This is a genomic window from Bacteroides reticulotermitis JCM 10512, from assembly GCF_000517545.1.
Lineage (GTDB): Bacteria > Bacteroidota > Bacteroidia > Bacteroidales > Bacteroidaceae > Bacteroides > Bacteroides reticulotermitis.
On the sequence record NZ_BAIV01000024.1, the window covers coordinates 39,171 to 63,855 of the forward strand.

The following is a 24,685-nucleotide window of genomic DNA, read 5'->3' on the forward strand; positions in this document are numbered from 1 at the left end:
TAACTTTTTCTCGCATAAAAGAAGAAGGTGAAGAAAATAAATTACTACCTTTGAAATCCCAAAGCTAATGAGCTCAGCAGGGATGATTGATCCCTGTAATCTTTGAATACTAATAAAAAAAAGAAAAGGCACTGTAAATCATGTATTCTGTTTCCAAAAAAACTCACCAACCCCCTAAAATAGCTGTTTCTGCGTGGTCTAACCTTATTTTAGATCACAATTTAGTTGTGCAGGATGTTTTCAATTATGTTCCGGAATTGTTGTTTTTGTTTCAAGAAGAACATATAAGAGGGGTTCCTATAAGCCAATGGACAGAATATGCAACAGAGCTGAATCGAGAATCGTTTTCTTCGTGGATAAAATCTCTGCACGAAGTACAGCAAAGTACCGAGAATACAGCGTTTGAGTACACATCTTACCGACTTAACGGTGAACCACTCAGCGTAAATTGCCGCGTTCATTTTTCTTCTACCGGCAACATCTCTTGCTACTTATACACTGAAGAAATATCGATGTCACCTGACGAGGCTAAAGACGTGCTATGTTATTCGGATATAGCAAGCACGAGCAATGCAGTTGATCGGGCTATGGAGTCAGTCAATATTATAACTTGGGAATATGATTTAGAAAAACAGCGCTACACAACGTTGATTGACGATGGTAACTATCTGAATGATTCCAATATTGAAAGCCTCTTGCTTCCGGAAGACCGGGATAAATACAATCGTCATATACAGATTATTAAGGATGGACAAAGAGAACAAGATTCCTTAGTTGTGCGACTTAAGCGAGATCAAGACCATGTTTGTCAGTTCTTTGAGAGTACGATTAAGGTTCGAAAGGATGAGCGTGGAAACACCACTCATTGATGGTGTGCTGAAAGATATAACCGCATTGATATTCAAAGAAGAAGAACTTCAGAAACAAAAAGAGTACATGAAATTGGCACTTAATGCCGGTAATATCTCTGTTTGGGTATATGAAGTGTCGGCTCAAGTCTTTTCTTCGTTTGAGGGAGACGCTTTATCGGGCGAGGGAATGACTATGCAACAAATGCTCGAACTGATGCACCCCGAAGATGCTATCTCTTATCCCGCGAGTATTCAGTCCTTAGTTACGGGAGAAGTCTCTAAATTAGTTCTGGTTACCCGATTCAAAGATGAATCTGTTCGGGGAGGATACCGGTATTATGAAGCTTCCATCATGCCGATGCATAAAGAAGATGGTAGAATAACTCAGATAATCGGTACGCAGAAAGATGTTACCGACCATTACTTTCAACAAAAAGAGCAGGGAGCCAGTATACAGAAAACTGATCTTGCCATTCAGAATGCCGATTTGGTGTTGTGGGAGTATGATAGCCAGGCTGAAGAGTTTACTTGTTATAATGAACCCCTCAATGGATATGACCGAACGCAAAAACTGCCCCCCTCGGCTTATTATTCTGCTGCACATCCCGATGATATAGCAGAAATGAAACGAGTAATCTCTATTATGAAAGATGGAGAAGATGAAGATGTAAAACTAGATATTCGCATTAAATACTCCTTTGATGAAGATGCGGAGTGGCAATACTGCACGCTTAGTGGTTCTCCATTTGAACGGAACGAATTAGGAAAAGTCACTAAGTATATTGGTTTTCGCAAGAATAATACGGCTATTATCAAGGAGAATACGTTGCTCAATATCATTTTGAACTCAATTCCTATGCCTATCTACATTATAGATATGGAGAAAAGTAGCAATTTCCTTTTTAGGAATGATGAGAGTAAGAAAATGTTTGGAGTTCCGGAAGCCAAAGATATGAGTGAACTCATTGGACTTGAAGCCGCGAATGAACTCAGTAAGGTAGATCAACAGGTGTTTGATTCGGAAATTCCCTATTGGGAGAAGAGACTGTTCATACATTGGAAGGACGAAGATACGATACAACCACGCGAAAGAGTACATTCTATGTAGGAAATAAGAAGTTGTTGTTGTGTGTGCGTTGGGATACGAGCCTGCGAAATGAACTTCAGCGAAAGTCGAAAGTCTTGAATATCTCGATGGATGCTTTCAAAGCCTTTACCTGGTATTACGATACGTATAGCGAGAAGTTCGTCTTTGGTGATGGCTTTGACAAAACCAGTGGTGAGCAAAGTGATATGAATAATTCGATTAAGCTATTGCGAAAGATACATCCGGAAGATCGGCACCTTGTTTCCACCGCAGTAAAGAGTCTGTTGCTGGAAGACAAAGGAGAACTGTTTCTGGAATTCAGATTTGACTTTCTCGAACAGGGTGTATATGAATGGTGGGAGTGTAGAGGGATTATGGAAACGAAGATGGTAAACAATCAACCCTATAAGTACTTCTATGGGATGGATTTCAATATCGATCGCCACAAAAAAAATCAGCAGACTCTTTTGCGAAATAAAATAGATTTGGCAGAACTGAATCGGCAGAATCAGCTTATCTTGAATAATGCAATATCCGGCTTAGCTTATATTTCGTCTGACTTTACAGTGCAATGGGAGAACGTAAATGCTTGTTTTCCCGATCTGGTTTTTGCGCGGTATGAGCAGGGTAAATTGTGTTACCAAACCGCCTATGGGCGCAATACTCCATGTGAGAATTGTGTCATGAAGCGTGCTTTCTCCTCCAAACAAACAGAAAGTGTTGTTCTGAAATTGGAAAATGGAAAGATCGTTGAACTATTTGCAACTCCTGTGTGGGATAAGGTGAGTGGCGAACTCGATGGAGCAGTCATGCGGGTAGATGATATTACAGACCGTGAATATATGATCCGTGAATTGCAACGGGCTAAACAGCAAGCTGAAAAGTCGGATAAGTTGAAGTCGGCCTTTCTAGCAATATGAGTCATGAAATACGGACCCCATTAAACGCTATCATTGGTTTTTCTGAGTTGTTGGCTACTGTTGCGGAGCCTGAGGAAAGGGACGAGTATGTTAAGATCATAATGACGAACAACGAACTGCTTCTGAAATTGATTAATGATATATTGGACTTATCTAAGATAGAAGCAGGTTTCGTAGAATTAAACCCTCAGTTGTTTGACTTGCACGAAGTCTTTGCTGAGATAGGATTAGCTATGCAATATCGGATAACTCATCCCAATATCAATTTCGTTTGCATCAATCCGTATAAGAAATGTCTGGTGACGCTCGATAAGAACCGTTTGATACAGATCTTGACGAATTATATAACGAATGCGATAAAATATACCGTTAGGGGCTTTATTGAGATGGGCTATGAATATGTGAACCACGGTATCCGATTGTACGTGAAAGATAGTGGCATCGGTATTGCAGACGGAAAGAAAGAAAAAGTATTCAAACGTTTCGAGAAGCTGGATGAGTTTGCTCAAGGTAGTGGGCTGGGATTGTCGATTTGTAAAGCGATAGCCGAAGCTTGTGGCGGCTGCACGGGCTTTGAGTCGCATCAGGGTGAAGGCTCTGTCTTCTGGGCTTGGTTGCCTTGTGAAGCGGAAATTCTGGAATAGTTTGATGCATTGAATATAAAAAGGTCGGAAGAAATCAATATTATGTTCTTCCGACCTTTTTTATATGGGATCTATTCTATTTAGAAGTAGCATGTGTTCCTTACAGCGGCATATTGCCGTGCTTCTTAGGCGGATTGGTTAGCATTTTATTCTCAGTCATTTCTAACGCCTGAATCAAACGCTTGCGAGTTTGTTTCGGTAAGATAATCTCATCGATAAAACCTAATTCAGCAGCCTGATAAGGGGTAGCGAACTTTTCTTTGTAAGCTTCCAGCTCTTTGGCCTTTGTTTCCGCATCTGCTTTGCGGAAAAGTACATTGATCGCTCCTTCAGCTCCCATTACGGCAATTTCCGCACTTGGGTAAGCAAAGTTAACGTCGGCACCGGTTTGTTTCGAGTTCATCACAATATAGGCTCCACCGTATGCCTTACGGGTGATAACCGTAATCTTAGGTACAGTAGCTTCGGCAAACGCGTATACAATCTTAGCACCGTGGCGGATAATACCATTGTTCTCTTGTGTATAGCCCGGCAAGAATCCCGGCACATCTTCGAACGTAATTAGTGGAATATTGAAGCAATCGCAGAAACGTACAAAACGACTTGCTTTATCGCTGGCGTCAATGTCGAGCACTCCAGCTAGATAAGCCGGTTGATTGGCGACAATACCTACCGAACGTCCTCCCAAACGAGCAAATCCAATGATGATGTTTTTAGCGAAATACGGCATCACTTCATAGAAATAGCCTTCGTCTACAACCCGTTCGATAATGTCTTTCATATCGTAAGGCATGTTTGGGTCGGACGGAATGATTGTATTAAGTGTAGGATCTTCGCGATTGCTTTCATCGGAGAAACTTTGTTTTTGCGGTTCATCCATATTGTTTTGCGGCAAGAAGGAGAGCAGTTCGCGAATGCTCATCAGCAATTCCTCTTCGGTATTGCACATAAAGTGAGCGACACCGCTTTTGGTGCTGTGAGTCAAAGCACCGCCCAGTTCTTCTTTGCTTACTTCTTCATGGATCACGGTTTTAACCACGTCCGGGCCAGTCACAAACATATGACTTTTTTCTTTAACCATGAAAATAAAGTCGGTCAGGGCAGGAGAGTAGCAAGCACCGCCTGCACATGGACCCAGAATGGCTGATATTTGCGGAATAACTCCGCTTGCCATTGTATTTTGGTAGAAGATGTCGGCATATCCCGAGAGACTTTCGATACCTTCTTGTATACGTGCGCCACCCGAATCGTTCAATGCGATAATAGGAGCACCGTTTTTGAGAGCCAGTTGTTGGACTTTTACAATCTTTTTCGCGTTGGAAGCCGACAAAGAACCACCATATACGGTGAAGTCGTAGGCGTAGACAAATACTTGACGCCCGTCTATCTTACCGTAACCGGAAACAACTCCATCACCGGGAATCTTGTTCTTATCCATGCCGTAATTGGTGCAGCGATGTACCATCAGCTTATCCAATTCTACAAATGTGCCTTTATCGAGCAGCATATCAATGCGTTCGCGTGCGGTCATTTTGCCGCTTTCATGCTGTATCTCTATTTTACTAGCACCACCACCCAGAGAAGCTACACGATCGCGTTCTTCAAATGTAGCAAAGGCTTTATTCATTTCTTCCATTTTATTCGATTGTTTCAAGGGTTATCAATGTTTGGTCACCGGTAATGCTGTCGCCTTCCTTGACCAATATTTCTTTGATACGGCAATCCGTACTTACTTTGTAATTGCTTTGCATTTTCATGGCTTCAATCACAATAACCGTATCGCCTGCTTTCACCTCTTGCCCGGCTACAACAGGTATTTTGACTACTTTTCCAGGCATTGGAGATGTGATACTGTCGTTCTGTCCTTCTTCTCCTTTCTTGCGCATACGCAGGTACTTGGCTTGGCTGTCTACAATCTCGACATTGAAGCTGCTGTAGTGAGTGTTTACTTTATAGCTTTTACCGTTTTCACGGCGAATCAGCTGTGCGTTCGAGCTGCGTCCGTCCATGAGGATGTTGCAAGTTCCATTTTCCGCCATAACAACGTCGGCTTCGAATGTTTGCCCGTCTATGGTAAGTACTACTTTATTGTCTTCTTTGCTGACCAATTCTACTTCGGCCACTCGGTTTCCTATATGAATTTCCATAATTGAATACTTTTTTAAGTTAGATGCGAAGTACGCCTTTTTGAAGTCCGAAAGCCTTCCACTTACTGATGGGGCGGGCGTCAGCAGCCAGTCCGCTGTTGTTTTCCTCCAGATTCATCAAGTAGTCGATATAGGCGGCAATCAGGGCGATGCTTTCTGCCCGTTCACTCGTGCGCATGATGTACGCTTTCAAGTATTCTGCATTCTTGGTAATGAAGCCTGTGTCATAATGTCCTTCTACAAAATCGGGCGTTTCCATAATGGCACGCAGGTAGCTGATGTTATTCTTGATACCGGTAATCTTGTATTCGTGAAGAACGCGACGCATACGTTCGATCGCATAATCGCGGGTAGTGGCCCATACGATTAGCTTGCCGATCATCGGGTCGTAGTAAATCGGAATTTCGTAGCCTTCATATACATAACTGTCGATGCGAACTCCGATTCCGTTTGGCTCGGTGATCTGTTTGATGACTCCCGGGCTGGGCATGAAGTTCATTTCAGTATCTTCGGCGCAGATACGACATTCGATGGCGTGTCCGCGTTGTTGAATATCTTCTTGTTTGAGTTGGAGGACCTCCCCGCCGGCTACCTTGATTTGTTCTTTCACCAAGTCTACGCCGATCACTTCTTCGGTGATGGGATGTTCCACTTGTAAGCGGGTATTCATTTCGAGGAAGTAGTAGTTGCGGTATTTGTCCACTAGAAATTCGATGGTCCCTGCGCCAACGTAGTTGACGGCTTTAGCGGCAGCTACGGCTTTCTCGCCCATGTCTTTTCTCAGTTCCGGCGTAATAAATGCCGATGGAGTCTCTTCTACGATTTTCTGGTTACGACGTTGTACGGAGCATTCGCGTTCGCAGAGGTGGATTACGTTGCCATGCTTATCGCCGAGGATCTGAAATTCGATATGATGGGGTTCTTCTACGAACTTTTCCAAGTAAACGGTGTCGTCACCGAACGAAGAGAGTGATTCGCTTTTGGCTGTGGTATAGGCTTCTTCTACTTCATCTGCGTTATGGATGAGGCGCATGCCTTTTCCACCACCTCCCATCGAAGCTTTCAGCATTACCGGATAACCGATCTGGTTGCAGAGCTCTACCGCTTCTTCAACGCTTTTCAAGTTTTCCTGTGTGCCGGGTACTACGGGTACTCCTGCTTCAATCATTCGGATGCGGGCAGCTATTTTATCACCCATCGCTTCCATTGTTTCCGCGTTCGGACCTATAAAAATAATACCTTCTTCCTGACAACGTCTGGTGAAGGTAGCATTTTCGGATAGGAAACCATATCCGGGATGAATAGCATCGGCCTGGCTGATTTTAGCCACTTCAATGATTTTTTCTATATTCAGATAACTTTCTTTAGACGCTGCCGGACCTACGCAATATGCTTCATCAGCATAGAGCACATGTTTTGCGGTTCGATCTGCTTCAGAGAATATGGCTATACTTTTAATCTCCATTTCTCGGCAGGAGCGCATTACCCTCACAGCTATTTCACCGCGATTGGCTACTAAGATTTTTTTTATCATACTTTTCTCTATTAAGTGCATACATATTCATACCTTCTCTTTCATCCTGCAGATACTCCGCCTGATGAAAATTCAGTAATTCTTCGATTTTGAGCTTAACAAACGATGTTTTTCCTCCTAGTCCACGAAGAGGAATAACGTCTAACTTGAATTGGCAGGTCTTCTGACTGACTCCTATCTTATGTGTCTTCCCGATTCTGCATCAGTGACGTGTTATTAGTTTATTCATAAGATATTGCATAGAGTTTCACAGCAGCGGGACTGTCCGGGATTTACACCCGATTCCCTTTTAATCACCATCTGTTGGATACAGGCGATGAACCAAATCGCGGCAAAGATAAATAATTCTTGAATAGAAACCCCTTTTTTTGAGCGAAAGTTTTATTTATGTATATTGTTTTCATGTAATGGGGAGTCGTAATTCACGTAAGCATGCCTGCACTTCTTCCGGCGTACCGGTGTGTTTGCCTTCATCATCGGACAGCTTGATGCATTGTCTCCATTCTTGGTTGATATTCATCTTGCATTGAGAAAGCTTCATGACTATATTCGACGGATCAAAGCCTGTGTCGTTGGTTAGGTTCGTGCCAATGCCGAACGAACACCTTATTCGTCCCTTGCAGTATGCTTGTATCTTTAGTGCTTTTTTGAAGTCGAGTCCATTGCTAAAGACAACTGTTTTGGTGGTTGAATCAATCCCTAGTTCTTTATACCTGAAGGTAAGTTTGTCAATAAACTCAAACTCGTTGCCGGAGTCGCATCGAACCCCGTCAAATAATTTTGCTTGCTTACGGCTAATGTTGGTAAGAAAAATATCCGAGGTATAGGTGTCAGATAAGGCTATGCCCAAATCGCCGTCGTACACATTAACCCAATTTTCAAGTGCCATGTAGTTCGCGTGTTTGTATCCGAACTGGGCCCCGTGAAACATAAACCACTCGTGTGGATGAGTTCCCATCATCTTCGTGTTGTACTTCATGGCGAAATAGCAATTGGATGTTCCGGTGCAATAACGTGACGTTTCTTTGAGCTCTTTGATCACTGCGTCTTGTACATCGAATGAGAATCGTCTGCGGGTTCCGAACTCTGAGAAAAGAAGCTTTTCCCGATTCGATAGTCTGATTTTCTCCGATAGTTTGTCGAGAATCTGATTTTTATCGGGTACGTATCCAAAGAAGCGGTTTTTTATTTCGGATACGATAGCGAGTAAAGGCACTTCATACAGAGTTACTTTATAGAGTAGGTCGGTAACTTCCATGTGGAGTTGGTGATTCGCATCCAGATAAATATTTATTTTTCTCGGATCAAACCGAAAAGAAGATAACCACTCCCAATAGACTCTTGGAAGAAAGCGACAATTATTTGCCATATATTCCAATTCTTCTTCCGTCAGTCGTAGGCGTCTCAACTTCTCAATCTCCGTTTTGAGTGTTTGCAGAAACTCCTCCGTGTAGTGCGTTTCGTTTCTGTCGTTGAAACTAAAAGTCCCTATGGCGTATGGGAATAGTTTGATATAGGCATACGATGTGGTAAACTTATACAAATCGGTGTCAAGTAGCGTTTTTATAATCATTCTTACAGTCTTTTTAAATGAAAACACCGCAAGACTCACAATTGTTGGATAGAATCGTTTAATAATCTTTTGGGCGGCCTTGGTTAATCTTCTAGCTGCATACCTAGCATGCTTTTTGAAGAATAGATTTGAAGACTTAGGATGGATGAATTGCTCGAAATATTTAAGAAAGCTACGGTATGTTAACGCACACGGTCGGTTTGTTAACAGGATAGGTGATCTTGTTAAACCATGTTGTAAAACAGATCTATTTATACGAAATATTTGGAGAAAAGCGGAAAGTCCGTATCTTTGCAATGTGTTTTTCATAGTATTAGATTTAAGGTTAACAAAGATTGGCTGTCTGGGATAGATAGCCTTTTTTTATGCCCGTAAGTTTCGACTCTCGAACCCCTTTGGGGCGGCACAAAATATTAATAGGGGTTATCTGCAAAAGTTTGTGGGCTTACGGTTCACCAGTGAAAATGGGAAGTAACAGCATCGGTTTGCTGCAAAATGCGCTGTTTCCTTCTTGCTGACTCTTAAGAGTTTTTTTGGGTTCTTCGGCACTATACGTGCAAATAATCCCGCTTCATCCCATCATTTATTACTCCCTTCAGGCTGTTTCTCCACATTCGTTTTAGCATTGACTATCGGATTTGTTGCCGAAATCCTCCTTTTGTGCACCAACATGCTAAAAGAGCAAAGCATATTACGGTGTATTACGTGTAATGCTGCTTGCTTTTATCTTATTACTGCCAACTATTTAGGTTTAATAATCGGTTTATAATAATATTTAATCCGATTAATTAGGCGTCTCACCTGGCTGAGACGATCTGCGCACTTGGGTACTTTAAGTCTGCTCACTAGGGTGCAACGATCTACGCACTCCAGTGCGCAGCTAAAAATAGGTACTTCTTACGGAATGAATTGGCTTGTTTTTACTATTAATAAGATGACTATTTAAGATACTTCCGGTGATATGTTCAATATACAACGAGCTTGCGCAGACTTAAGAGAATAAAAATCGAGTATGCGTTTCCCTACCTTTCTATTAACTAGTCTGCAAATAGCCGGATTTTTGAGGCTTATATCGGTTTAACCGCAGTCAATAATGGCTTAAATTTATGAGAGATACCTAAAAAATGATGAGAGATAAGCCTTTTTTGATGGCAAATAGCGATAAAATGATGAGAGATAGGCTTCTTTTGAAAGTATCTCTCATTCGGCAATTGATTGATTTATATATGGTTATGTCTAAAATGATGAGACCATGAGAGATGAATTTTTTTATTTATTTAGGGGGGAGTATGTTTAGGGAAATGGGCTCGCACCCTTTTTCGGTACTTGACTCAGTTCATTGTTGCGCATGCTTTCCGTAGCTCTTATATTCGCTTCAACGTGTGAATCTGAATTGCGTTTCTTTCTTCTTTGACCTCAATCGTTATCCGTGCCAATCAATGCTACTATTTAATTTGAAGTGTGAATGAATATGTTAAATGTTAACGTATGAATCTTTAATTGTTAATGCGCGGTCTTTACTCTTAAACCGTGTTATTTTATGACTCGATTTGAACTGCAAATTTGCTATTTTCCGGAAAGATCGTACCTTTGTAATGTGTTTTTCATAGTATTAGATTTAAGGTTAATAAGGATTGGCTGTCTGGGATAGATAGCCTTTTTTTATGCCTATAATTCTGCTATCGGTTGTAGACCGTTTCGATGCTAATCCAAACTCTCGAACGATTCAATACTTCCCAAATTCTGCAATCTACTTGCTTTAATGTTATCTATGTTCGACTGTTTATTCTAAGAGATTACTAATAAAGACTCTTGTGCATTCTCCATGACTTTTCTAGCCATCCTCTGAGTACGTTGTATGGACTCAATAAGAATTTAAACTCATAAGTCATACTATCAGTAGGTTAAGTCCTGGTGTTTTTGTCTGTTTAAACTTGTATACCTTCTTGAAAGAGCCGAATACTCGCTTGTAATCGATTTTATTGCCTAAAAGAAACGCATTAGCGTATATGTTAAACGTTAACATCTAAAGTCTGAATTGTTAATGTGAATAGACTGGTATTAAACCGTGTTATATTATCGTTCGATTTGGACTGTAAATTTGCTATCTTCCGGGAAGATCATACCTTTGTAATGTGTTTTTTCATAAGTATTAGATTTAAGGTTAACAAAGATTGGTTGCTCGTGATGAGTAGCCAATCTTTGTTTTAGTACGTAACGGTTCTTATTGGCAGAATGTCTCTTTTCTACTATCAGCTGTCTAACTTAGCTTCTACCTTTGTGTTCAATTTGAAAAAGTGATTATATTTGTTGCATGCAGTCGTTTGAAATCATAAAGCCTACTCCGGCATTGTCTTCGTATATCCGCTACTACTGGATATTGCGGGACGATGCTTTGCGTGCTGTAACCGAGCGTACGCTTCCTGTTGGCTGCATACAACTGGTATTTCATAGGGGACAAAGGCTGTTTATGCAAAATGAACGAATGCTTCAGCCTTCTTCTTTTATCTCCGGACAGTTCATTGGCTATGCGGATGTTGTATCTACAGGGCGACTGGAGATGATTGTGGTTGTCTTCCAACCTCAGGCGGCAAAGACTTTCCTGCGCATTCCCAGCCGTCTGTTCTATGGACAGCATATATCGACGGATGATGTAGGCGATATTGAACTCACAGATTTGGCTAAACAAGTGGCTGATACTCCTGAATGCGAACTCTGCATTCGGCTGATCGAAGAATTTCTCTTCCGGCGGCTACATGCTTTGACTGATTTTCACCTGAAACGAATCACGGCGGTTCTTCATGAAATTGATTCTCGTCCGCAGATTCAGTTGCTCCAGCTTGCCGACGTGGCTTGCCTGAGTAGCAAACAACTTGGGCGAGTATTTGCCGATTATATTGGGGCCACTCCGAAAGAGTTTATTCGCATTGTACGTATGCAACGAGCCTTGTCGATCCTCCAGCGGGACGCGAATATCTCTTTTGCCCAAATAGCCTATGAATGTGGATTTGCCGACCAGTCTCATATGATTAAAGAGTTCAAACTCTTCTCTGGATATACTCCTGCTGAATATCTTTCTGCTTGCGCACCTTATTCGGATTATTTCTCGGATTACTAAAGATGTCTTTTTTCTTCTATCAGGGGGCGTGTCTCTGCCTTACCTTTGCCGTGTCTTTGCAAAGATAAAGTAGTAACTATAAAAGAGAACAGAATGAAAAAACTAATTGCTTTTTTTGAGATTCCCTCTACTGACTTTCGTCGGGCAGTCGATTTTTACGAATTTGTGTTAGGTGTACGCCTCGATGTTTTGGAATGTGAGACGGAAAAGATGGCTTTCTTTACGGAAGAAGGTGAAGCGATCGGGGCCGTATCTTATGCAGCCGACTTTCTACCTTCTGAAAAAGGCGTACTGATTCATTTCAATTGTGCAGATATTGCCGAAACACTTGAGAAAGTACTTCGCAAAGGTGGAAAAATAGCGATCCCGAAAACGAAGATTGAAGCGGAGGGTAAAGGCTGGTTTGCCGTATTTGCTGATAGCGAAGGCAACAAAGTCGGCATCTATGCGCAAGCTTGATATGCGCGTTGAATAGGGTCTAAAGATCTTTTAAACTGAATCTTAACTTTTACATACGTACATCTTGGCATGAACGTATGTAAAAGTCAAGATCTGGTTTTGGTTACTCTACCGGTATGTAAATTTCCGTAAGTAAGTCTTCGGGTGCAGTATCACGCGGATTGTTCAGATAGCGTTCGGCACTGGCCTCATCGCGTAGTGTGCATTCCATTTCCGGCAGATATTTCCCATAAATCGTATCATACACCGCTTGCAGATTTTCATACGTACCTTTATAGAGAAATATAGCATAGCGTCCTGCGGGCAGCTGTTTGTATCCAATCTCACCTTTAGGCGTAGCGTTACAGGGTAGCACCATGCAAACATCCGTGCGCAGTTTGTCGGTAGGGGTCACTTTCGGGTCATCGTGGTAGATACATAAAGGGCTACATTCTCCCATCGGAAGTTCCTGTTCCATGACGAATTGATACAACCGTCCCCAAGTGCCGGCATAATCATTTAGTTTGTAGTCGCCCGTCAAGCGGATATAAATCAAGTCTCTTGCAGGGACGTTTCTAACTTCTTTTTCTAGTTTCAAGTCCGGTCTGATAATTGCTGGTCTCATAATTACAAAGTTTTTATTGTTTCTATATGCTAACGGTGAAATACCATAAAATTGTCTGAATACTTTCGACAAGGATGAGGGAGAGGAGTAACCGATGCGATACGCGATATCGGCTATCGGAAGGTCGGAGTAGCGCAACAAACGTGCAGCTGCTTCAGTCCGCGTCCGGACAATAAACGTTCCGACAGGTTCACCCAGAAATGCTTCATGATTCGGTGGAAGTAGAAAGGAGAGAAGTTTGAGATGCCGGCCAGCGATTTCAAATCGATTTCTTCTCCCAAGTGCAAGTTGATATAATCCACCACCTTATTCACGCATTTCTGATACTCTTCCTGGGTTGTCTTTTTTTGTTTCATCATTTCATTGTTTATATTTCACTATGCAAATATAGAGGTAAAAAAGAGGAGGGACTTTTCCTATGTTGCTAAAATGCTTACTTTTGTGGTATAAAGATCGAAATATATTCGGAATGACGGAAGAGATAAAGAATAAACTACTCGAAAGTGCGGAAACTTACCATTGCGCGCACTTTATAACTAATGATCCTGTACAGTTTCCACATCGTTATCGGGTGAAGCAAGATATAGAAATTAGCGGCTTGCTAACGGCTATCATGAGTTTCGGTAACCGGAAGCAGATTGTGAAGAAAGCAAACGAACTACACGATCGAATGGGAGAGTCGCCTTATCAATATGTATTGTCGCGCCGTTGGGAGCGTGAGTTTCCCGCCGAAGATTCCCGTAGCTTCTACCGGATGCTTTCGTTTGCCGACTTTCACGGATATTTCCAACGCTTGTATGCTGCTTATCGCGAGTTCGACAGTTTGGAAGATGCATTGAATACCTTTGAAGGTGTACCGATGGAGAAATTATGTACTTTTCTGGGAGTCTCTGCCAAAAGTCCGCAGAAGAAGCTGAACATGTTCTTGCGCTGGATGGTGCGTGGCAATTCAGCTGTCGATTTCGGATTGTGGCAAACGATGGATTGTCGCGAACTGATTGTCCCCTTGGATACCCATGTTTGCCGGGTAGCCCATACGTTGGGACTGACCGAAACTAATTCGTTTACGCTGACGAATGCCCGTTGCATTACGAATGCGCTAGCGCAAATATTCCCGGATGATCCTTGTTTAGGCGATTTTGCTCTCTTTGGGATTGGAGTCAACCGGGAACCGTTGTAGAGTGACTCCGACTATGATCTAGCATATGAAAGGGCAGTCTATGGAATCAAGCTACTGGTATAAAGAATCATAATTATTCTTGCAGTACGTTCTCGAGCAGTGCCTGCATCTTTTTAATACCAGGAAATCCGATGGATTTATCTTTCAGGCTTCCTTTGGAATTATAAATCAGATAAGTTGGGATTGTGTTGAACTCAAACTGCTCTGTTATAAAGGACCATTCATCTGCCGTGAGATAATAATGCTCTCCACCAATTATCTTAATTTGGTTTTCCCAGACTTTCTTGGGGGAGGATGGATTGGCTATATAGACGAAAACTACATCTTTTTCTTTCAATGCTTCTTTCAGTCCTCTTATTTTTTTTATTGCGTCTGCACATGGAGTACACCATGTAGCCCAGAAGTCAACTAATACCACTTTCCCTTTATAGCCGGCAATGAGGGTGTCCATGAGTTTTTCTTTAGCAACATTAGGCGTGTTCTTTACTTTTAGGTCTTGGCTGCTCTTAAGCTTTTCAATTAGTTGGCTATTTTGATTCAGCAAAACAGTTGCGATAGCTGAATTTTGAGTACTGTAATAATTGGTGATGTTTGCAATCTGAGTCTTTGTCAGCGGCTTGTTTTCGTAAGAGAGTTGCAGATCAAAAGAGTTAGCGGCGAGTAAGTCGTAAAATAATTCCGAATCGATTTTCAGCACCTTCTTAATTCTACCTTTTACTTCGTCTATCCAGACTTTTATAGAAGTGTTGCCGACTGTGGGAATATCGAATGCTTTGATTGATAAGAAAGCTTTTATAAAGCCGGAGTAGGAGAAGCAGTACAAATGTTGAGGTGTCAACTCATACTGATTTAAGAAAGAGTAGTATGAAGCATCGGGTTCTGAAGCCACATAATTCGATTCTACTTTATCGGTTGTGTTTCGATAACTGCGTTCGGCTTCTTCTTTATATTGAAAAAGCTTTCCGTTGAAAAAGAGTAGTTCTAGTGAGTTTCTTAAGTAATTATTGATTCGTTCAGACTGATTGTAAACATTGAAAGCAGCTTTCATCCTTTCTTTCAAATTGAAATTTAACTCTTGATTGACAAACTCTTCGGGAGTCATGCGATAATATTTGTCTGGTGAGTGGAATTCTTCAAATGCCATTATTGCTCCGCCGAAAGATACGGTTTCATTGGATGTTAGCCCAAGCCCGCCTTTCGACTCTGTGATTATCATGCTGTTTTCATTCTTGTTGAATTTAATATCCAGATTTAATTTTTCTTTTTGACTCAATCCAACAATAAAGAAACCGTAATATTCCGTATCAGAAGATATTCGAAGACTTCCTATTGCAGTGGTGCAATCGAGCGGAATATTCAGATGAAATGTTTGGTCTTGCTCAAGAACTGTCCTATACTCATGCTGGCCAGTAATGGGGCTATATACAATAGCATCTACGTAAACTGACAATTCTTTTGGCAAAAGAGTGAAATTCTCAATGCGTCCTGATAACTTGGCATTGCCAATTCTTAATACTGGATCAGCTAGTTTACGACTAGCAGACATGTGGCATGGAAATCCGAAGCAATATATTATGGTAATGCAAAGGAAAAAAAAGACATAGTAATATCTCTTTATAATGTTTGTCATAAAGAATATGTATTCTTATTTTTGATAAGTTACTTTGTTGCGTATTGTTTTCTTCCTTCGGTATACATATCATTGCCCATGGAGTCGATGGCTACAATGACGGGCAGTTCCTTGACCACCAATCGCCGAACAGCTTCCGTTCCTAAATCTTCATAGGCAATGACTTCGGCACTTTCTACACATTTACCCATCAGGCAGCGGCACCACCGATAGCGGCAAAGTAGATGCCTCCATGTTTTACGATGGAATTCTTTACTTCCGTATCTCTCAAACCTTTGCCTATCATGACCTTGAGTCCTTTATCCATAAGCGCAGGCGCATATAAATCCATGCGGCCGCTAGTTGTCGGACCGACCGATCCGATTGGCTTACCCGGTTTGGGCGGACAAGGCCCGGCATAATATATGGCGGCTCCCTGAAAGTCGAAAGGCATTGGCATACCCGCTTTCAATGATTCGCACATCCGTTTGTGAGCTGCATCCCGTCCGGTATACACAACTCCTGAAAGATAGACCATTTCGCCTGCTTTCAGCGATTTGATTGTGTCGTCGTGGAAAGGAGATGTTATTATTTTCTTTTCATTCATACCTGTCTGATTTATAAATAGCCTTCAGCGTGGCGAGTGGCATGACAGCCAATATTCACCGACACCGGAAGTCCGGCTATGTGTGTGGCATACGTTAATATATTTACACTTAGAGCTGTGGTCGTTCCTCCGAAACCTGCCGGACCAATACCTAGCTTGTTGATGGAACCGAGCAATTCGTCTTCCAATTCTGCCAAAGCAGGGTTCGTATTCTTTTCATGGATAGGGCGGAGCAACGCTTTTTTGCTTAACAAGGCACTCTTTTCCATCGTACCACCTATCCCAACACCTACGATAATGGGTGGGCAAGGGTTTGATCCCGCAGCGGATATTGTTTGGATGACGAAGTCTTTCACGCCTTCCAGCCCTTGGCTTGGCTTAAGCATGCACAACCGGCTCATGTTTTCACTTCCGAAGCCTTTCGGAGCGACCACAATATGCAAGTCTTTTCCCGGAACGATTTCATAATGAATCACCGCCGGTGTGTTGTCTTGGGTATTGATCCGATCGATCGGATCTCTGACAACTGATTTACGTAAGTAGCCTTTCTCATACCCACGGCGTACACCTTCATTGATTGCATCTTCTATACTTCCTCCCGCAATGTGTACGTCCTGTCCTATGGTGACAAAGACAACAGTCAGGCCGGTGTCTTGGCAGATCGGGCTGTTTTCCTCACGAGCGATTGTCGCGTTTTCGAGCAAGGTATGCAGGATATCTTTGCCTAATGTCGATTTCTCAACAGGCTGTGAGGTTTTCAAGGCATCGCAAATATCGCCGGGAAGTTGGCAATTGGCTTCGATGCAGAGCTTTTCGACCAGATTTGTAATCCGATCGATTGTTATTTCTTTGATCATAATTATCAGTCTCCTCTTTTCAGAAAATGAACCGTATTTAAATTTGATATATCGATGTTATCATCTTCACTCAGTAAACCGACAATGCAGTAAGTGTCTGTTCGCGGGTCAGGAATAAACCGTTTGATAATGGTGAATTTCTTGACCTCCGATGTATTGTGAATGTGAAGTCTGGGGAAACTACACTCCACCTTTCTATCACCGATCATGATGTGGTCTTCATCGCAGCAACATACGGTCAGCTCTTTGGCGACCTCTTCTCTTACTCGATCGGTGAGCTTATAAAAGTCGAGCTCAAATTTCTCTCGCGAATGAATAATGAATCCATTCCGCATATCCGAAGCGAATACCTGTTTGCGATCAACTCCGAATTCAGTAGACAGAATAAGGAGTGTGATGTCCTCAAGGGTATGCGCTACTTTACGGAAATGCAGTGATTGGGAAACTATTTCGTAGATACTTTGTGGCAGAGGCCCGAATATATTCGGTCGAGTAACGATGATCTCTTCGCCGATGCGACAATCATATCGGCGTTGACGCCCAGTGCCGGATAGAGGAGGTCGAAATGCTCGATAACGACCCTGCGTCCATGTGCCAGTACTGTCTTAACGAACTCTACCACTTCATACATCTGAGTGAAGGCGATTTGAAACCGCATATCGATGTGATAGGTTGTCGTGTCCTGGATATTATCAAACAGGTCACGTACCTGCATAATTTTGCGCGAACTGAGCATGTCATCGTCATTGGACAACTCTAACCCCGGAAACATACCTCGGATTAGAGAAGATTTGCCTGAACCTGCGTCACCCACTACCCCGATCAAACGATCGGTGTAGGTGAGGTGGCGTTGTGAGATTTGCTCACCCAGAAACAAAAGTCTCTCTCTGCCGTGTGGCGCAAAATATTGAGAGATAACCGAATATTCCCGTATCAAGTCGCGCATAGCTTATAGTTTAAATGTGAAACCTAGTAACGGTGAGTGTTGTTGCGCGCCGTACACATCTGTCTCGCCTAACGCTCCCGAAGGAATTGGGCGTACAATCGTGATCTTAACTGCTTTGGCCGGGTCGAAATAGACTAGCTTGATGATGTCCGATTCCGGAATGTTGTACAACGAAGCGAATACCTTCTCGTTGATAGCGTTGGCAGCTTTCACTTTATTGAACATTTCAAACTCCTTGAATATGACATCGAAAGTCAGTTCGTAAGGCCCTGAGTTCTTGCTTCTGATAACCGAAGCTACGTCTCTTAAGTTATATTCCATATTTGTTCCTCCTCTTTTTAATGGCTACCGTTAGTAAACTGCATATAGGTGATGGGGAAGTATTCCGACGGATCGGCTACTCGCATCAAGTGATATATGCTAAATTCGTATACTTCTCCTACTTTACAATCGGAAGGGGAGAAGGGGAAAGCCAGATTACCCGCAGTCGATATGCGGCCTTCGTAACCAAAGTGAAGCATGGTGCTGCGGGCAAAACCGCAGATTGTATCAGCCTGTTCCTGAGTCGGTGCTACTGCTTCGATGACCAAAGCCAGTTCGTGTCCGATACGTTGATCGATGCCGGGGAAGAATCCCATCACACCATTCTTGCCATATATTTTAAAGTCGAGGAAGAAGTCTTTGATTCCGTAGCTTTCGAAGTTGTTTTGTACCCGTTCTTTCACGCTTTGCACCACTTCGTCGATCTTTTCAATCATAACGGGGTCTTTCACGCCTGCGATGGATATCGTACGGTAACCAACTTTCTTAACTCCTTCCAACTTAACAAAGTACTCCTCTGTGGGTACAAAGGTACTGCCTGTCACCTTCACCGTGTTTTCCGTGAGTTGGGTGAATTGAGTGTTGTGCAGATTGATTGCACCTCCGGGACCGGGTAGCATATACGGATTGGTTTTCTCGTATAATGTGTGCGCAGCTACCGAAAGTGTTGTGCATTTGCGTAAAGGAGACAATGGTTCTAACACAAAGTCATCTTGATGTAGATAGCCCATCATGCAATCGCTACCACTTCCGGGGATAGCGGCAATAGCTGCACATTCCAGAATCTTGCCTAAATGAATAGCCAAGCCCTTGTTGAATCCTTCTTTGATAGCTAAAGCGGCAAAGACCGAAGGGTCGTAAGCACGTCCTGCGAGAATGACGTTAGCACCTCCTTCTAAAGCCTTGATGAAGGGATCTTCTCCAATCTGAGCAACAATGCGGACACAGTTGTCTACATCTTCGGCCGTAATTTGCTTAGCGGGGAATAGGGGTTCGATATCACCACCTGCCAACTTCTCTTTAATCAGTTCTTTGTCCAGTTCCGATTGTATGACTGCCAGTTTGAAAGAGAGTTTCTTTGCGGCTGCAATCTGTTGGATGATCTCTAGGTTGAAAGCAACATGAGGATATCCACCACATCCGCCGGCAGTTCCGATTATAACCGGGATACCGGCTTCCAGTGCTGCGGGGATCATGATCTCCAAGTCTCTTTTGACTGAATTGAAGTCCGTAAATGATTCGCCTGCTCCTAAGTAGTAAGGCCCCGGATCAGTAGATCCGGCATCTACTGCTATGACGTGCGGCTTCCGTTTCATCCCTTCCGTAAAAGATTCCATCGGAAACCCATAGCCCAGAATAGCAGTAGGTGAGAGTATTCTTAATTCTTGCATCATATCATCTTAACTTTATAATTTATCTTTTAATGCCAATATACGTTGCATCTCGTTGAAGGCGATCATATACCCTTCGTCTACTCCCATACCCGGTTTGGCAAGACATTGTAGGGGAGAGGTAGCCATTGCGATGTGAGCGCATACTTCAGCCGAACGAGAAGTCTCGTTGCATGTTCCACCCAGATAAGCTTCCATAGCATTGTTTTTGCAGAAGAGAACTGCTTCAATGGAGTTGTTTATGCCTCCTAAATCGGGTGTCTTGATCTGAATCATATGACCGGCTTTGTGCAGGGTGAAGTCTTTAATATCTTCTAGCGTATTGCACCATTCGTCGGCTACGATCTCTGTTTTAGAGCCTTTCTTTTCCAATAGTTCGCGCAGCGTACGCAACGCTTCTATCTGCGACTTTTTATCACCCATATCTACCGGGCCTTCAATGCGGAGTTTGAAAGGAGCAGCCTTCTTTTCCAACTGACTCATGTATTCGGCTATCTTTTCGAGATCATTGTTGAATACGATTCCCAGTGTACCGTATACGTCGATATGCATGATTGGATTATAACGATCGTTTGTTCTAAACTGGAGAATGCGATCGCGTAGCCATTCCACATAGGCCGCTAGCTTTTCCCCTTGGAGTCCGGTTTTCTCCTCCGGATGATTAAACAAGGCATGCGGCAGAACTTCCGCTTCTTTCATAATCATCTTATCGGCATTGTTGTAACGGTCGTCACCCGACTGGGTAAAGATCGCAATGGAGTGGTTGGACACCTGCGTGCCGTACTCTTCGGCAATGATTTGTGCCATGAGCTTATGCTTGCTTTTTGCTACCGCATCCAAACAGGCTTGCGTTACCCCGTAGCGGATAGCCGTGTGATAGTGTTTACCGGTCGATGGATTTTTAGCCTGATCGACGAGAGCGGCCAACTCCTTGAAAGAGTTAATTTCTTTACCTTTATATAAAGGAGCGATCTCTTTCTCGATTAATGGAATAAAATCTTTGGCGAGGAACAACGGGTCGCGTCCGCCGGCTCCTGAATATTGCACAGCAGCACAATCGCCGTGCGCAATGGCTCCGTTGTCAAGTATGAACAAGACAGAGATTGATTCGCCTGCCTGACGGACGGCTGTGAAGCCTCAGTCATTGGTTCGCCTATATAAAATGCACCGTCGTGTCCGGCGCCTGCCTTAATCGCTTTCTGATCGTCAAAGTAGAAACCTGTCTTACCTTGCGCACATACAACATCTATAATCTTCATAGCTTTTGTTTTTAAGTTTACATATTAATGGGGCCTGCCTACTAAGAACCCTTTACCTATCGCATATACATCGTCTACTACCATCTGGAAGTTGATCGGACGTTTTTCAAAGTCGGCTCTTTCCTGCAGCTTCTGTTTATGGAAGTCTTTTAAATCCTGCGTCAACGGAATGTTACCCGCATCCAGCAAGCGAACTGCTCCCAGATTGTCTCGGGCAGGCATTACCTTACCTGCATTGTAGCGGCTTGGTGCAAACGGTACATCGAGCACCCCGGCTTGAAACGCTGCAATTGTTCCCAACGCATAATCGCCCTTACCGAGTTCTTCGATTTTGTCGAGGATGCATTCCATCTCCCGCATGATAATATCACTTTCCATAATAACCGCCGGAATATCGATGAAGCTTTGGTCTTTCAGCATGGAAGTAAGCTGTTTGGTTGCCTTTAAGCCGGCAGCATTTGCTTCTTTAGTCGGTACCCCCATCGCCTCGTGTGGGGTCTTGACAATTACTTTAGTTGCTTTGGCGAGTACGGCAGCGGCCGCTCCCCATGAGATAACAGCAAATGATTTAGCTTCATCTTGTGGGAAACCTCCCATCCATTGGTGGAATACGGTTGTCACCCGAACATCTGAAAAACCGAACTTATCGAGGTATTTGCGGGTAACATACTCCAGCGAACGAATAGCTGCTACGTCCTGTATCAGATTTCCGCATTGTCCGTAACCAACGGTGAGATCTTTCACGCCTTGTGTGGCTGCCAGCAAAGATTCTACCACTGCTACCGCATTGGAGATACAGGGCGGAACAAGGGTTCCGGTTAGTGGGCCGAAAGGTTCGCGGTTAATCGAAATACCGGCTTCCTCGTATAGGCCGATCAATCGGTCGGTGTACTGCCAGTGGGCAATCGTTTTTTCTAAAGAATGATTCTTAGAATAAGGAATGTTGTAAGAAATGCCTCCTCCTTCATAAGAGGTAAAGCCACCGGCTATGGTGATTTCGGTGAGCAAGCGGGCGTCCGGAGTTCCATGACGTACTTGTACAGGCTTTTTTAAAACCGAAGTTACTTCACGACAAATGTCCACTCCATAGTTCACAGCCGGAAATCCGTTCAACATCGAACGTCCGGTCTCTTTACTCTTTGCGATTCCGTCTTCTGCTTCTTTGTAACGATTCAGACGGGTATAGCTGTCGATTGTGGTAGGCAGTAAGTCGGCCTCTCCCTCAGTCTCCAGGTATTGCAACAACTGGATATGCTCAGACGGTAGGGCGACTCCCGCCCGTGGCTGAATGAGTGTCACCTTCTCGGCTTTCGCTTTTGATAGTTTTTCACCGAAACGTTTTTCAGGCAAGATAGCCCGTTGATATTCTACGGCCTCGTCAAAGTTTACTGCTTTGCCGGTAGGCCATTGTTGAAGTACCTCTTCACGTTCTTTGAAGAAAGCATCCTTAGACAGTTTTTCATTTTTTAGAGTCATATTCACTTGGTTTTATTGTATTAGTTTAATTTCTTCTTTCATAAAATGCAGGGCGAGCTCAGGATCAACTGTACTGAGCAGTCCCATCGATGCGAAAATATATTTCTTATCCAGATAATATCGTGGCTTTTTGGGTTTCATCGAATGAAACTTCTGCGGATTGTATTTGGCTCCGTCCAATATAGCTTCGGGGTGTTTGCTGTTGACCAGGCTACCTCCGATGCCGATTATACGGTCTACATCGGATAAGTCTTTTCCGGTCATGACATAGATTTCACCCATAGGCGTGAACGAACGTTCGATAGAACCGCAATGTCGTTCGACAGCAATCTCGATTGCTTTCTTTGCCAGGAGTTCTTCTAACTGCTCCTCGGCACTGCCTGCCGCAGCTAGAGCGGAAGGATGCGCTATGCAGTGGGTCAACCAGTGCTGTATTTCTTCCTGCGAAAGTCCGCTTTCGGCTTCCAAGACTTGCGTTCCTGCCTCTTCGGACAATGCTTTCAAACTGTAACGCATGCCTAAGTCACCTTCTACCGTCCGTTTGCTGAACGGCTCGGGCAAACCTTTTATCAAAACGTTCTCTAATGTCGGGCTTCCTTCGGCCATCGAGTAAATATCGGTAGTTGCTCCTCCCAGGTCCGCGGCCATGAAATCGCCTATTCCCGGAGTCTTCGCTGTGCCTTTACTGAGTAATTCGCATGCGTTCATAACTGCGAGCGGAGTTGGAATTATATCATTGAATGACATCTTTTGTATGCCCGACAAGCCTTTCGCATCAATTATCTTCCGAATAAACACCTCTCGGATGCTTTGTTTGGCCGATGCTATGTTGAGCTTGTTGAATGTGGGCATTACATTGTCTGTCAGTACGTAATCTTTGCCTGAGTGAGCGAATATTTCCTCCAACTCGTGAGACGCGCTTTTATTGCCTGCTATTACTACAGTGAAATCCCAATCGATGGCACATAGTCGGCGGGCATTGGCAATGATTACCTCTTTATTTCCTCCGTCGGTACCTCCGCAAAGCAAAACAAGATCCGGCCGGATAGCGTAGATCTCATCTTGTTCTTGCTTGGAAATCTCAAAGGCATAGGTTTTTATTACTTTGGCTCCTGCACTGGAAGCAGCCATGCGTGCTGCTTTTGCCGTTAACTCCGGCACTAGGCCCAGAGCAACCATCTTTAAACCTCCTCCGGCACTGCTGCAACAAAGTAATTGGTCGTATCGGAATGTACCGATGCTAGCTTCCAACTGCGCCAAAGCTGTCCGGAAACCATGGATAATATCTGTATCGATGGTGGTAAACGCATTGGCGGTACCCAGAATGGTTGCGTGTTGCGTATCAATGGCCGTGAGCTTCGTATATGTACTGCCGAAGTCCGCAGTCAGAATTTTCATAATCAGGATAGAGCTAATATTTCTTTTAAATCGGCTATAGTTGTTTCGATAGCTGTTCCGGGTGGATATGCTTTGGTGAATCCCATTGCTAGAAAGCGTTTCTCTACATCAACGAAGTCTTGCTTACCAACTACTAGGTTGCCACCAACTAAAAGTGGAATGCTTTTTAAGCCCGCTTCGTCGCATTTCTCGCGAAGGCCGTTGCAGTCAATCTCGCCATGTCCATACAGCGAAGAAACGAGAATCACGTCTGCGTTTGTTTCGATTGCAGCTGCAATGTATTCTTCTTGTGAAACCATCACACCGAGATTTACAACATTGAAACCTTCTTTCTCTAATGCGTATGTGATAATTTTATTACCTACCGCATGCACGTCGGCACCAATTACGCCTGTTACAATCGTTTTCTTTTCCATGTGTTTTCTTTCTAAATTTAGTTAACTTTTTCCGAAACAGACAGCGTGTTCTGAAAGTATCGGATTAAGGTCGGAATTTAGAATAATGTCTGTGAATTTGAATTACATTATTTCCTTCCATAGCCTTGTTCGTACTACAAATGTAGGCCAAAATTTGAATTAAACATATTTATCCGTCGGAAAAAAGATCGATCGAGGTGTCGTTTTATTATTATCTGACTTTCAGTTAGTAAGGTAAATCTTAGACAAAATGTACTTTTGATTTTAACCTCTGGTTTTCTGTTTCAC

Annotated in this window: 20 protein-coding genes, 3 pseudogenes and 1 riboswitch; of the genes and pseudogenes, 7 read left to right on the forward strand and 16 right to left on the reverse strand. The window is 43.2% G+C overall.

Annotated elements, in window-relative coordinates; translation table 11 throughout:
- Nucleotides 1-512 precede the first annotated feature (512 nt).
- From JCM10512_RS22535 to JCM10512_RS24155, 4 genes are read left to right on the forward strand one after another with little or no spacing between them, the layout of a single operon-like run.
- Nucleotides 513-869 carry a hypothetical protein gene (locus tag JCM10512_RS22535; RefSeq protein WP_148298413.1) on the forward strand — a complete coding sequence of 119 codons (357 nt, stop codon included), beginning with the start codon at nucleotides 513-515 and terminating at the stop codon, nucleotides 867-869.
- Nucleotides 850-1,959: a diguanylate cyclase family protein gene (locus JCM10512_RS21480; protein ID WP_148298414.1), complete on the forward strand. Its 1,110-nt coding sequence runs from the start codon at nucleotides 850-852 to the stop codon at nucleotides 1,957-1,959. Before JCM10512_RS22535 ends, JCM10512_RS21480 begins: the two co-directional genes overlap by 20 nt.
- Nucleotides 1,908-2,858: a hypothetical protein gene (locus JCM10512_RS24150; protein WP_244437213.1), complete on the forward strand. Its 951-nt coding sequence runs from the start codon at nucleotides 1,908-1,910 to the stop codon at nucleotides 2,856-2,858. The genes JCM10512_RS21480 and JCM10512_RS24150 overlap by 52 nt, the downstream gene beginning before the upstream one ends.
- Complete coding sequence (locus JCM10512_RS24155) at nucleotides 2,855-3,502, forward strand: sensor histidine kinase (RefSeq protein WP_052517236.1); 648 nt, start codon at nucleotides 2,855-2,857, stop codon at nucleotides 3,500-3,502. Before JCM10512_RS24150 ends, JCM10512_RS24155 begins: the two co-directional genes overlap by 4 nt.
- 100 nt (nucleotides 3,503-3,602) lie before the next feature.
- Here JCM10512_RS24155 and JCM10512_RS14255 read toward each other — a convergent pair whose 3' ends face one another.
- From JCM10512_RS14255 to pncB, 4 genes are all read right to left on the reverse strand, one after another.
- Nucleotides 3,603-5,138 (reverse strand): acyl-CoA carboxylase subunit beta, encoded by a 1,536-nt coding sequence (locus JCM10512_RS14255; protein ID WP_148298415.1) that lies wholly within the window; start codon nucleotides 5,136-5,138, stop codon nucleotides 3,603-3,605.
- A 1-nt stretch (nucleotide 5,139) separates the two neighbouring features.
- Complete coding sequence (locus tag JCM10512_RS14260; RefSeq protein ID WP_044164130.1) at nucleotides 5,140-5,649, reverse strand: acyl-CoA carboxylase biotin carboxyl carrier protein subunit; 510 nt, start codon at nucleotides 5,647-5,649, stop codon at nucleotides 5,140-5,142.
- 19 nt (nucleotides 5,650-5,668) lie between these two features.
- Nucleotides 5,669-7,183: an acetyl-CoA carboxylase biotin carboxylase subunit gene (accC, locus tag JCM10512_RS14265; RefSeq protein ID WP_044164133.1), complete on the reverse strand. Its 1,515-nt coding sequence runs from the start codon at nucleotides 7,181-7,183 to the stop codon at nucleotides 5,669-5,671.
- 136 nt (nucleotides 7,184-7,319) lie between these two features.
- Nucleotides 7,320-7,524: riboswitch (cobalamin riboswitch) on the reverse strand.
- A gap of 59 nt (nucleotides 7,525-7,583) precedes the next feature.
- On the reverse strand, nucleotides 7,584-8,756 hold the full coding sequence (gene pncB / locus JCM10512_RS14270) for a nicotinate phosphoribosyltransferase (protein ID WP_044164202.1): 1,173 nt from the start codon (nucleotides 8,754-8,756) through the stop codon (nucleotides 7,584-7,586).
- 2,314 nt (nucleotides 8,757-11,070) lie between these two features.
- On the opposite strand from pncB, the gene JCM10512_RS14275 reads away from it, so the two are divergent.
- The gene (locus JCM10512_RS14275; RefSeq protein WP_044164135.1) at nucleotides 11,071-11,874 is read left to right on the forward strand and encodes an AraC family transcriptional regulator; all 804 of its coding nucleotides are present in this window, start codon (nucleotides 11,071-11,073) and stop codon (nucleotides 11,872-11,874) included.
- A gap of 93 nt (nucleotides 11,875-11,967) precedes the next feature.
- Nucleotides 11,968-12,333, forward strand: a complete 366-nt coding sequence (locus JCM10512_RS14280; protein WP_044164137.1) for a VOC family protein — start codon at nucleotides 11,968-11,970, stop codon at nucleotides 12,331-12,333.
- Between the two features lie 103 nt (nucleotides 12,334-12,436).
- Here the strand turns inward: JCM10512_RS14280 and JCM10512_RS14285 are convergent.
- A pseudogene (locus JCM10512_RS14285) lies at nucleotides 12,437-13,293 on the reverse strand (AraC family transcriptional regulator).
- Between the two features lie 113 nt (nucleotides 13,294-13,406).
- Here JCM10512_RS14285 and JCM10512_RS14290 point away from each other — a divergent pair.
- Nucleotides 13,407-14,117 (forward strand): TIGR02757 family protein, encoded by a 711-nt coding sequence (locus JCM10512_RS14290; RefSeq protein WP_044164204.1) that lies wholly within the window; start codon nucleotides 13,407-13,409, stop codon nucleotides 14,115-14,117.
- A 73-nt stretch (nucleotides 14,118-14,190) separates the two neighbouring features.
- Here JCM10512_RS14290 and JCM10512_RS14295 read toward each other — a convergent pair whose 3' ends face one another.
- The 11 genes and pseudogenes from JCM10512_RS14295 to glmS form a co-directional block, all read right to left on the reverse strand.
- A complete protein-coding gene (locus JCM10512_RS14295; protein WP_044164139.1) occupies nucleotides 14,191-15,567 on the reverse strand; it encodes a TlpA family protein disulfide reductase in 1,377 nt (458 codons plus the stop codon).
- 209 nt (nucleotides 15,568-15,776) lie between these two features.
- A pseudogene (locus tag JCM10512_RS14300) lies at nucleotides 15,777-16,333 on the reverse strand (Fe-S-containing hydro-lyase).
- Nucleotides 16,334-16,344: 11 nt separating this feature from the next.
- On the reverse strand, nucleotides 16,345-17,187 hold the full coding sequence (locus JCM10512_RS14305) for a fumarate hydratase (RefSeq protein ID WP_044164205.1): 843 nt from the start codon (nucleotides 17,185-17,187) through the stop codon (nucleotides 16,345-16,347).
- A gap of 8 nt (nucleotides 17,188-17,195) precedes the next feature.
- A complete protein-coding gene (locus tag JCM10512_RS24890) occupies nucleotides 17,196-17,525 on the reverse strand; it encodes a hypothetical protein (RefSeq protein WP_369346477.1) in 330 nt (109 codons plus the stop codon).
- A gap of 110 nt (nucleotides 17,526-17,635) precedes the next feature.
- Nucleotides 17,636-18,136, reverse strand: coding sequence for a hypothetical protein (locus JCM10512_RS24895; protein WP_369346478.1), 501 nt, complete (start codon nucleotides 18,134-18,136; stop codon nucleotides 17,636-17,638).
- Between the two features lie 3 nt (nucleotides 18,137-18,139).
- Nucleotides 18,140-18,457 carry a DUF4387 domain-containing protein gene (locus JCM10512_RS14315; protein WP_044164142.1) on the reverse strand — a complete coding sequence of 106 codons (318 nt, stop codon included), beginning with the start codon at nucleotides 18,455-18,457 and terminating at the stop codon, nucleotides 18,140-18,142.
- A gap of 17 nt (nucleotides 18,458-18,474) precedes the next feature.
- Nucleotides 18,475-19,848 (reverse strand): acyclic terpene utilization AtuA family protein, encoded by a 1,374-nt coding sequence (locus JCM10512_RS14320; protein WP_044164207.1) that lies wholly within the window; start codon nucleotides 19,846-19,848, stop codon nucleotides 18,475-18,477.
- Nucleotides 19,849-19,932: 84 nt separating this feature from the next.
- Nucleotides 19,933-21,107, reverse strand: a pseudogene (locus tag JCM10512_RS14325) (methylaspartate ammonia-lyase); the annotation flags it as partial.
- A 24-nt stretch (nucleotides 21,108-21,131) separates the two neighbouring features.
- The gene (locus JCM10512_RS14330) at nucleotides 21,132-22,583 is read right to left on the reverse strand and encodes a methylaspartate mutase subunit E (RefSeq protein WP_044164144.1); all 1,452 of its coding nucleotides are present in this window, start codon (nucleotides 22,581-22,583) and stop codon (nucleotides 21,132-21,134) included.
- Between the two features lie 12 nt (nucleotides 22,584-22,595).
- Nucleotides 22,596-23,981 (reverse strand): methylaspartate mutase accessory protein GlmL, encoded by a 1,386-nt coding sequence (gene glmL, locus JCM10512_RS14335; RefSeq protein WP_044164147.1) that lies wholly within the window; start codon nucleotides 23,979-23,981, stop codon nucleotides 22,596-22,598.
- Between the two features lie 2 nt (nucleotides 23,982-23,983).
- Nucleotides 23,984-24,397: a methylaspartate mutase subunit S gene (gene glmS, locus JCM10512_RS14340; RefSeq protein ID WP_044164149.1), complete on the reverse strand. Its 414-nt coding sequence runs from the start codon at nucleotides 24,395-24,397 to the stop codon at nucleotides 23,984-23,986.
- Nucleotides 24,398-24,685: the final 288 nt, after the last annotated feature.

What these genes read in the sequence shown, in the direction of transcription:
- JCM10512_RS22535 (WP_148298413.1), top strand. Translation starts at nt 513, where the DNA reads ATGTCACCTGACGAGGCTAAAGACGTGCTATGTTATTCGGATATAGCA.
- JCM10512_RS24155 (WP_052517236.1), top strand. Translation starts at nt 2,855, where the DNA reads ATGAGTCATGAAATACGGACCCCATTAAACGCTATCATTGGTTTTTCT.
- JCM10512_RS14255 (WP_148298415.1), bottom strand. Translation starts at nt 5,138, where the DNA reads ATGGAAGAAATGAATAAAGCCTTTGCTACATTTGAAGAACGCGATCGT.
- JCM10512_RS14260 (WP_044164130.1), bottom strand. Translation starts at nt 5,649, where the DNA reads ATGGAAATTCATATAGGAAACCGAGTGGCCGAAGTAGAATTGGTCAGC.
- accC (WP_044164133.1), bottom strand. Translation starts at nt 7,183, where the DNA reads ATGATAAAAAAAATCTTAGTAGCCAATCGCGGTGAAATAGCTGTGAGG.
- pncB (WP_044164202.1), bottom strand. Translation starts at nt 8,756, where the DNA reads ATGATTATAAAAACGCTACTTGACACCGATTTGTATAAGTTTACCACA.
- JCM10512_RS14275 (WP_044164135.1), top strand. Translation starts at nt 11,071, where the DNA reads ATGCAGTCGTTTGAAATCATAAAGCCTACTCCGGCATTGTCTTCGTAT.
- JCM10512_RS14280 (WP_044164137.1), top strand. Translation starts at nt 11,968, where the DNA reads ATGAAAAAACTAATTGCTTTTTTTGAGATTCCCTCTACTGACTTTCGT.
- JCM10512_RS14290 (WP_044164204.1), top strand. Translation starts at nt 13,407, where the DNA reads ATGACGGAAGAGATAAAGAATAAACTACTCGAAAGTGCGGAAACTTAC.
- JCM10512_RS24890 (WP_369346477.1), bottom strand. Translation starts at nt 17,525, where the DNA reads ATGCGGAATGGATTCATTATTCATTCGCGAGAGAAATTTGAGCTCGAC.
- JCM10512_RS24895 (WP_369346478.1), bottom strand. Translation starts at nt 18,136, where the DNA reads ATGCGCGACTTGATACGGGAATATTCGGTTATCTCTCAATATTTTGCG.
- JCM10512_RS14315 (WP_044164142.1), bottom strand. Translation starts at nt 18,457, where the DNA reads ATGGAATATAACTTAAGAGACGTAGCTTCGGTTATCAGAAGCAAGAAC.
- JCM10512_RS14320 (WP_044164207.1), bottom strand. Translation starts at nt 19,848, where the DNA reads ATGCAAGAATTAAGAATACTCTCACCTACTGCTATTCTGGGCTATGGG.
- JCM10512_RS14330 (WP_044164144.1), bottom strand. Translation starts at nt 22,583, where the DNA reads ATGACTCTAAAAAATGAAAAACTGTCTAAGGATGCTTTCTTCAAAGAA.
- glmL (WP_044164147.1), bottom strand. Translation starts at nt 23,981, where the DNA reads ATGAAAATTCTGACTGCGGACTTCGGCAGTACATATACGAAGCTCACG.
- glmS (WP_044164149.1), bottom strand. Translation starts at nt 24,397, where the DNA reads ATGGAAAAGAAAACGATTGTAACAGGCGTAATTGGTGCCGACGTGCAT.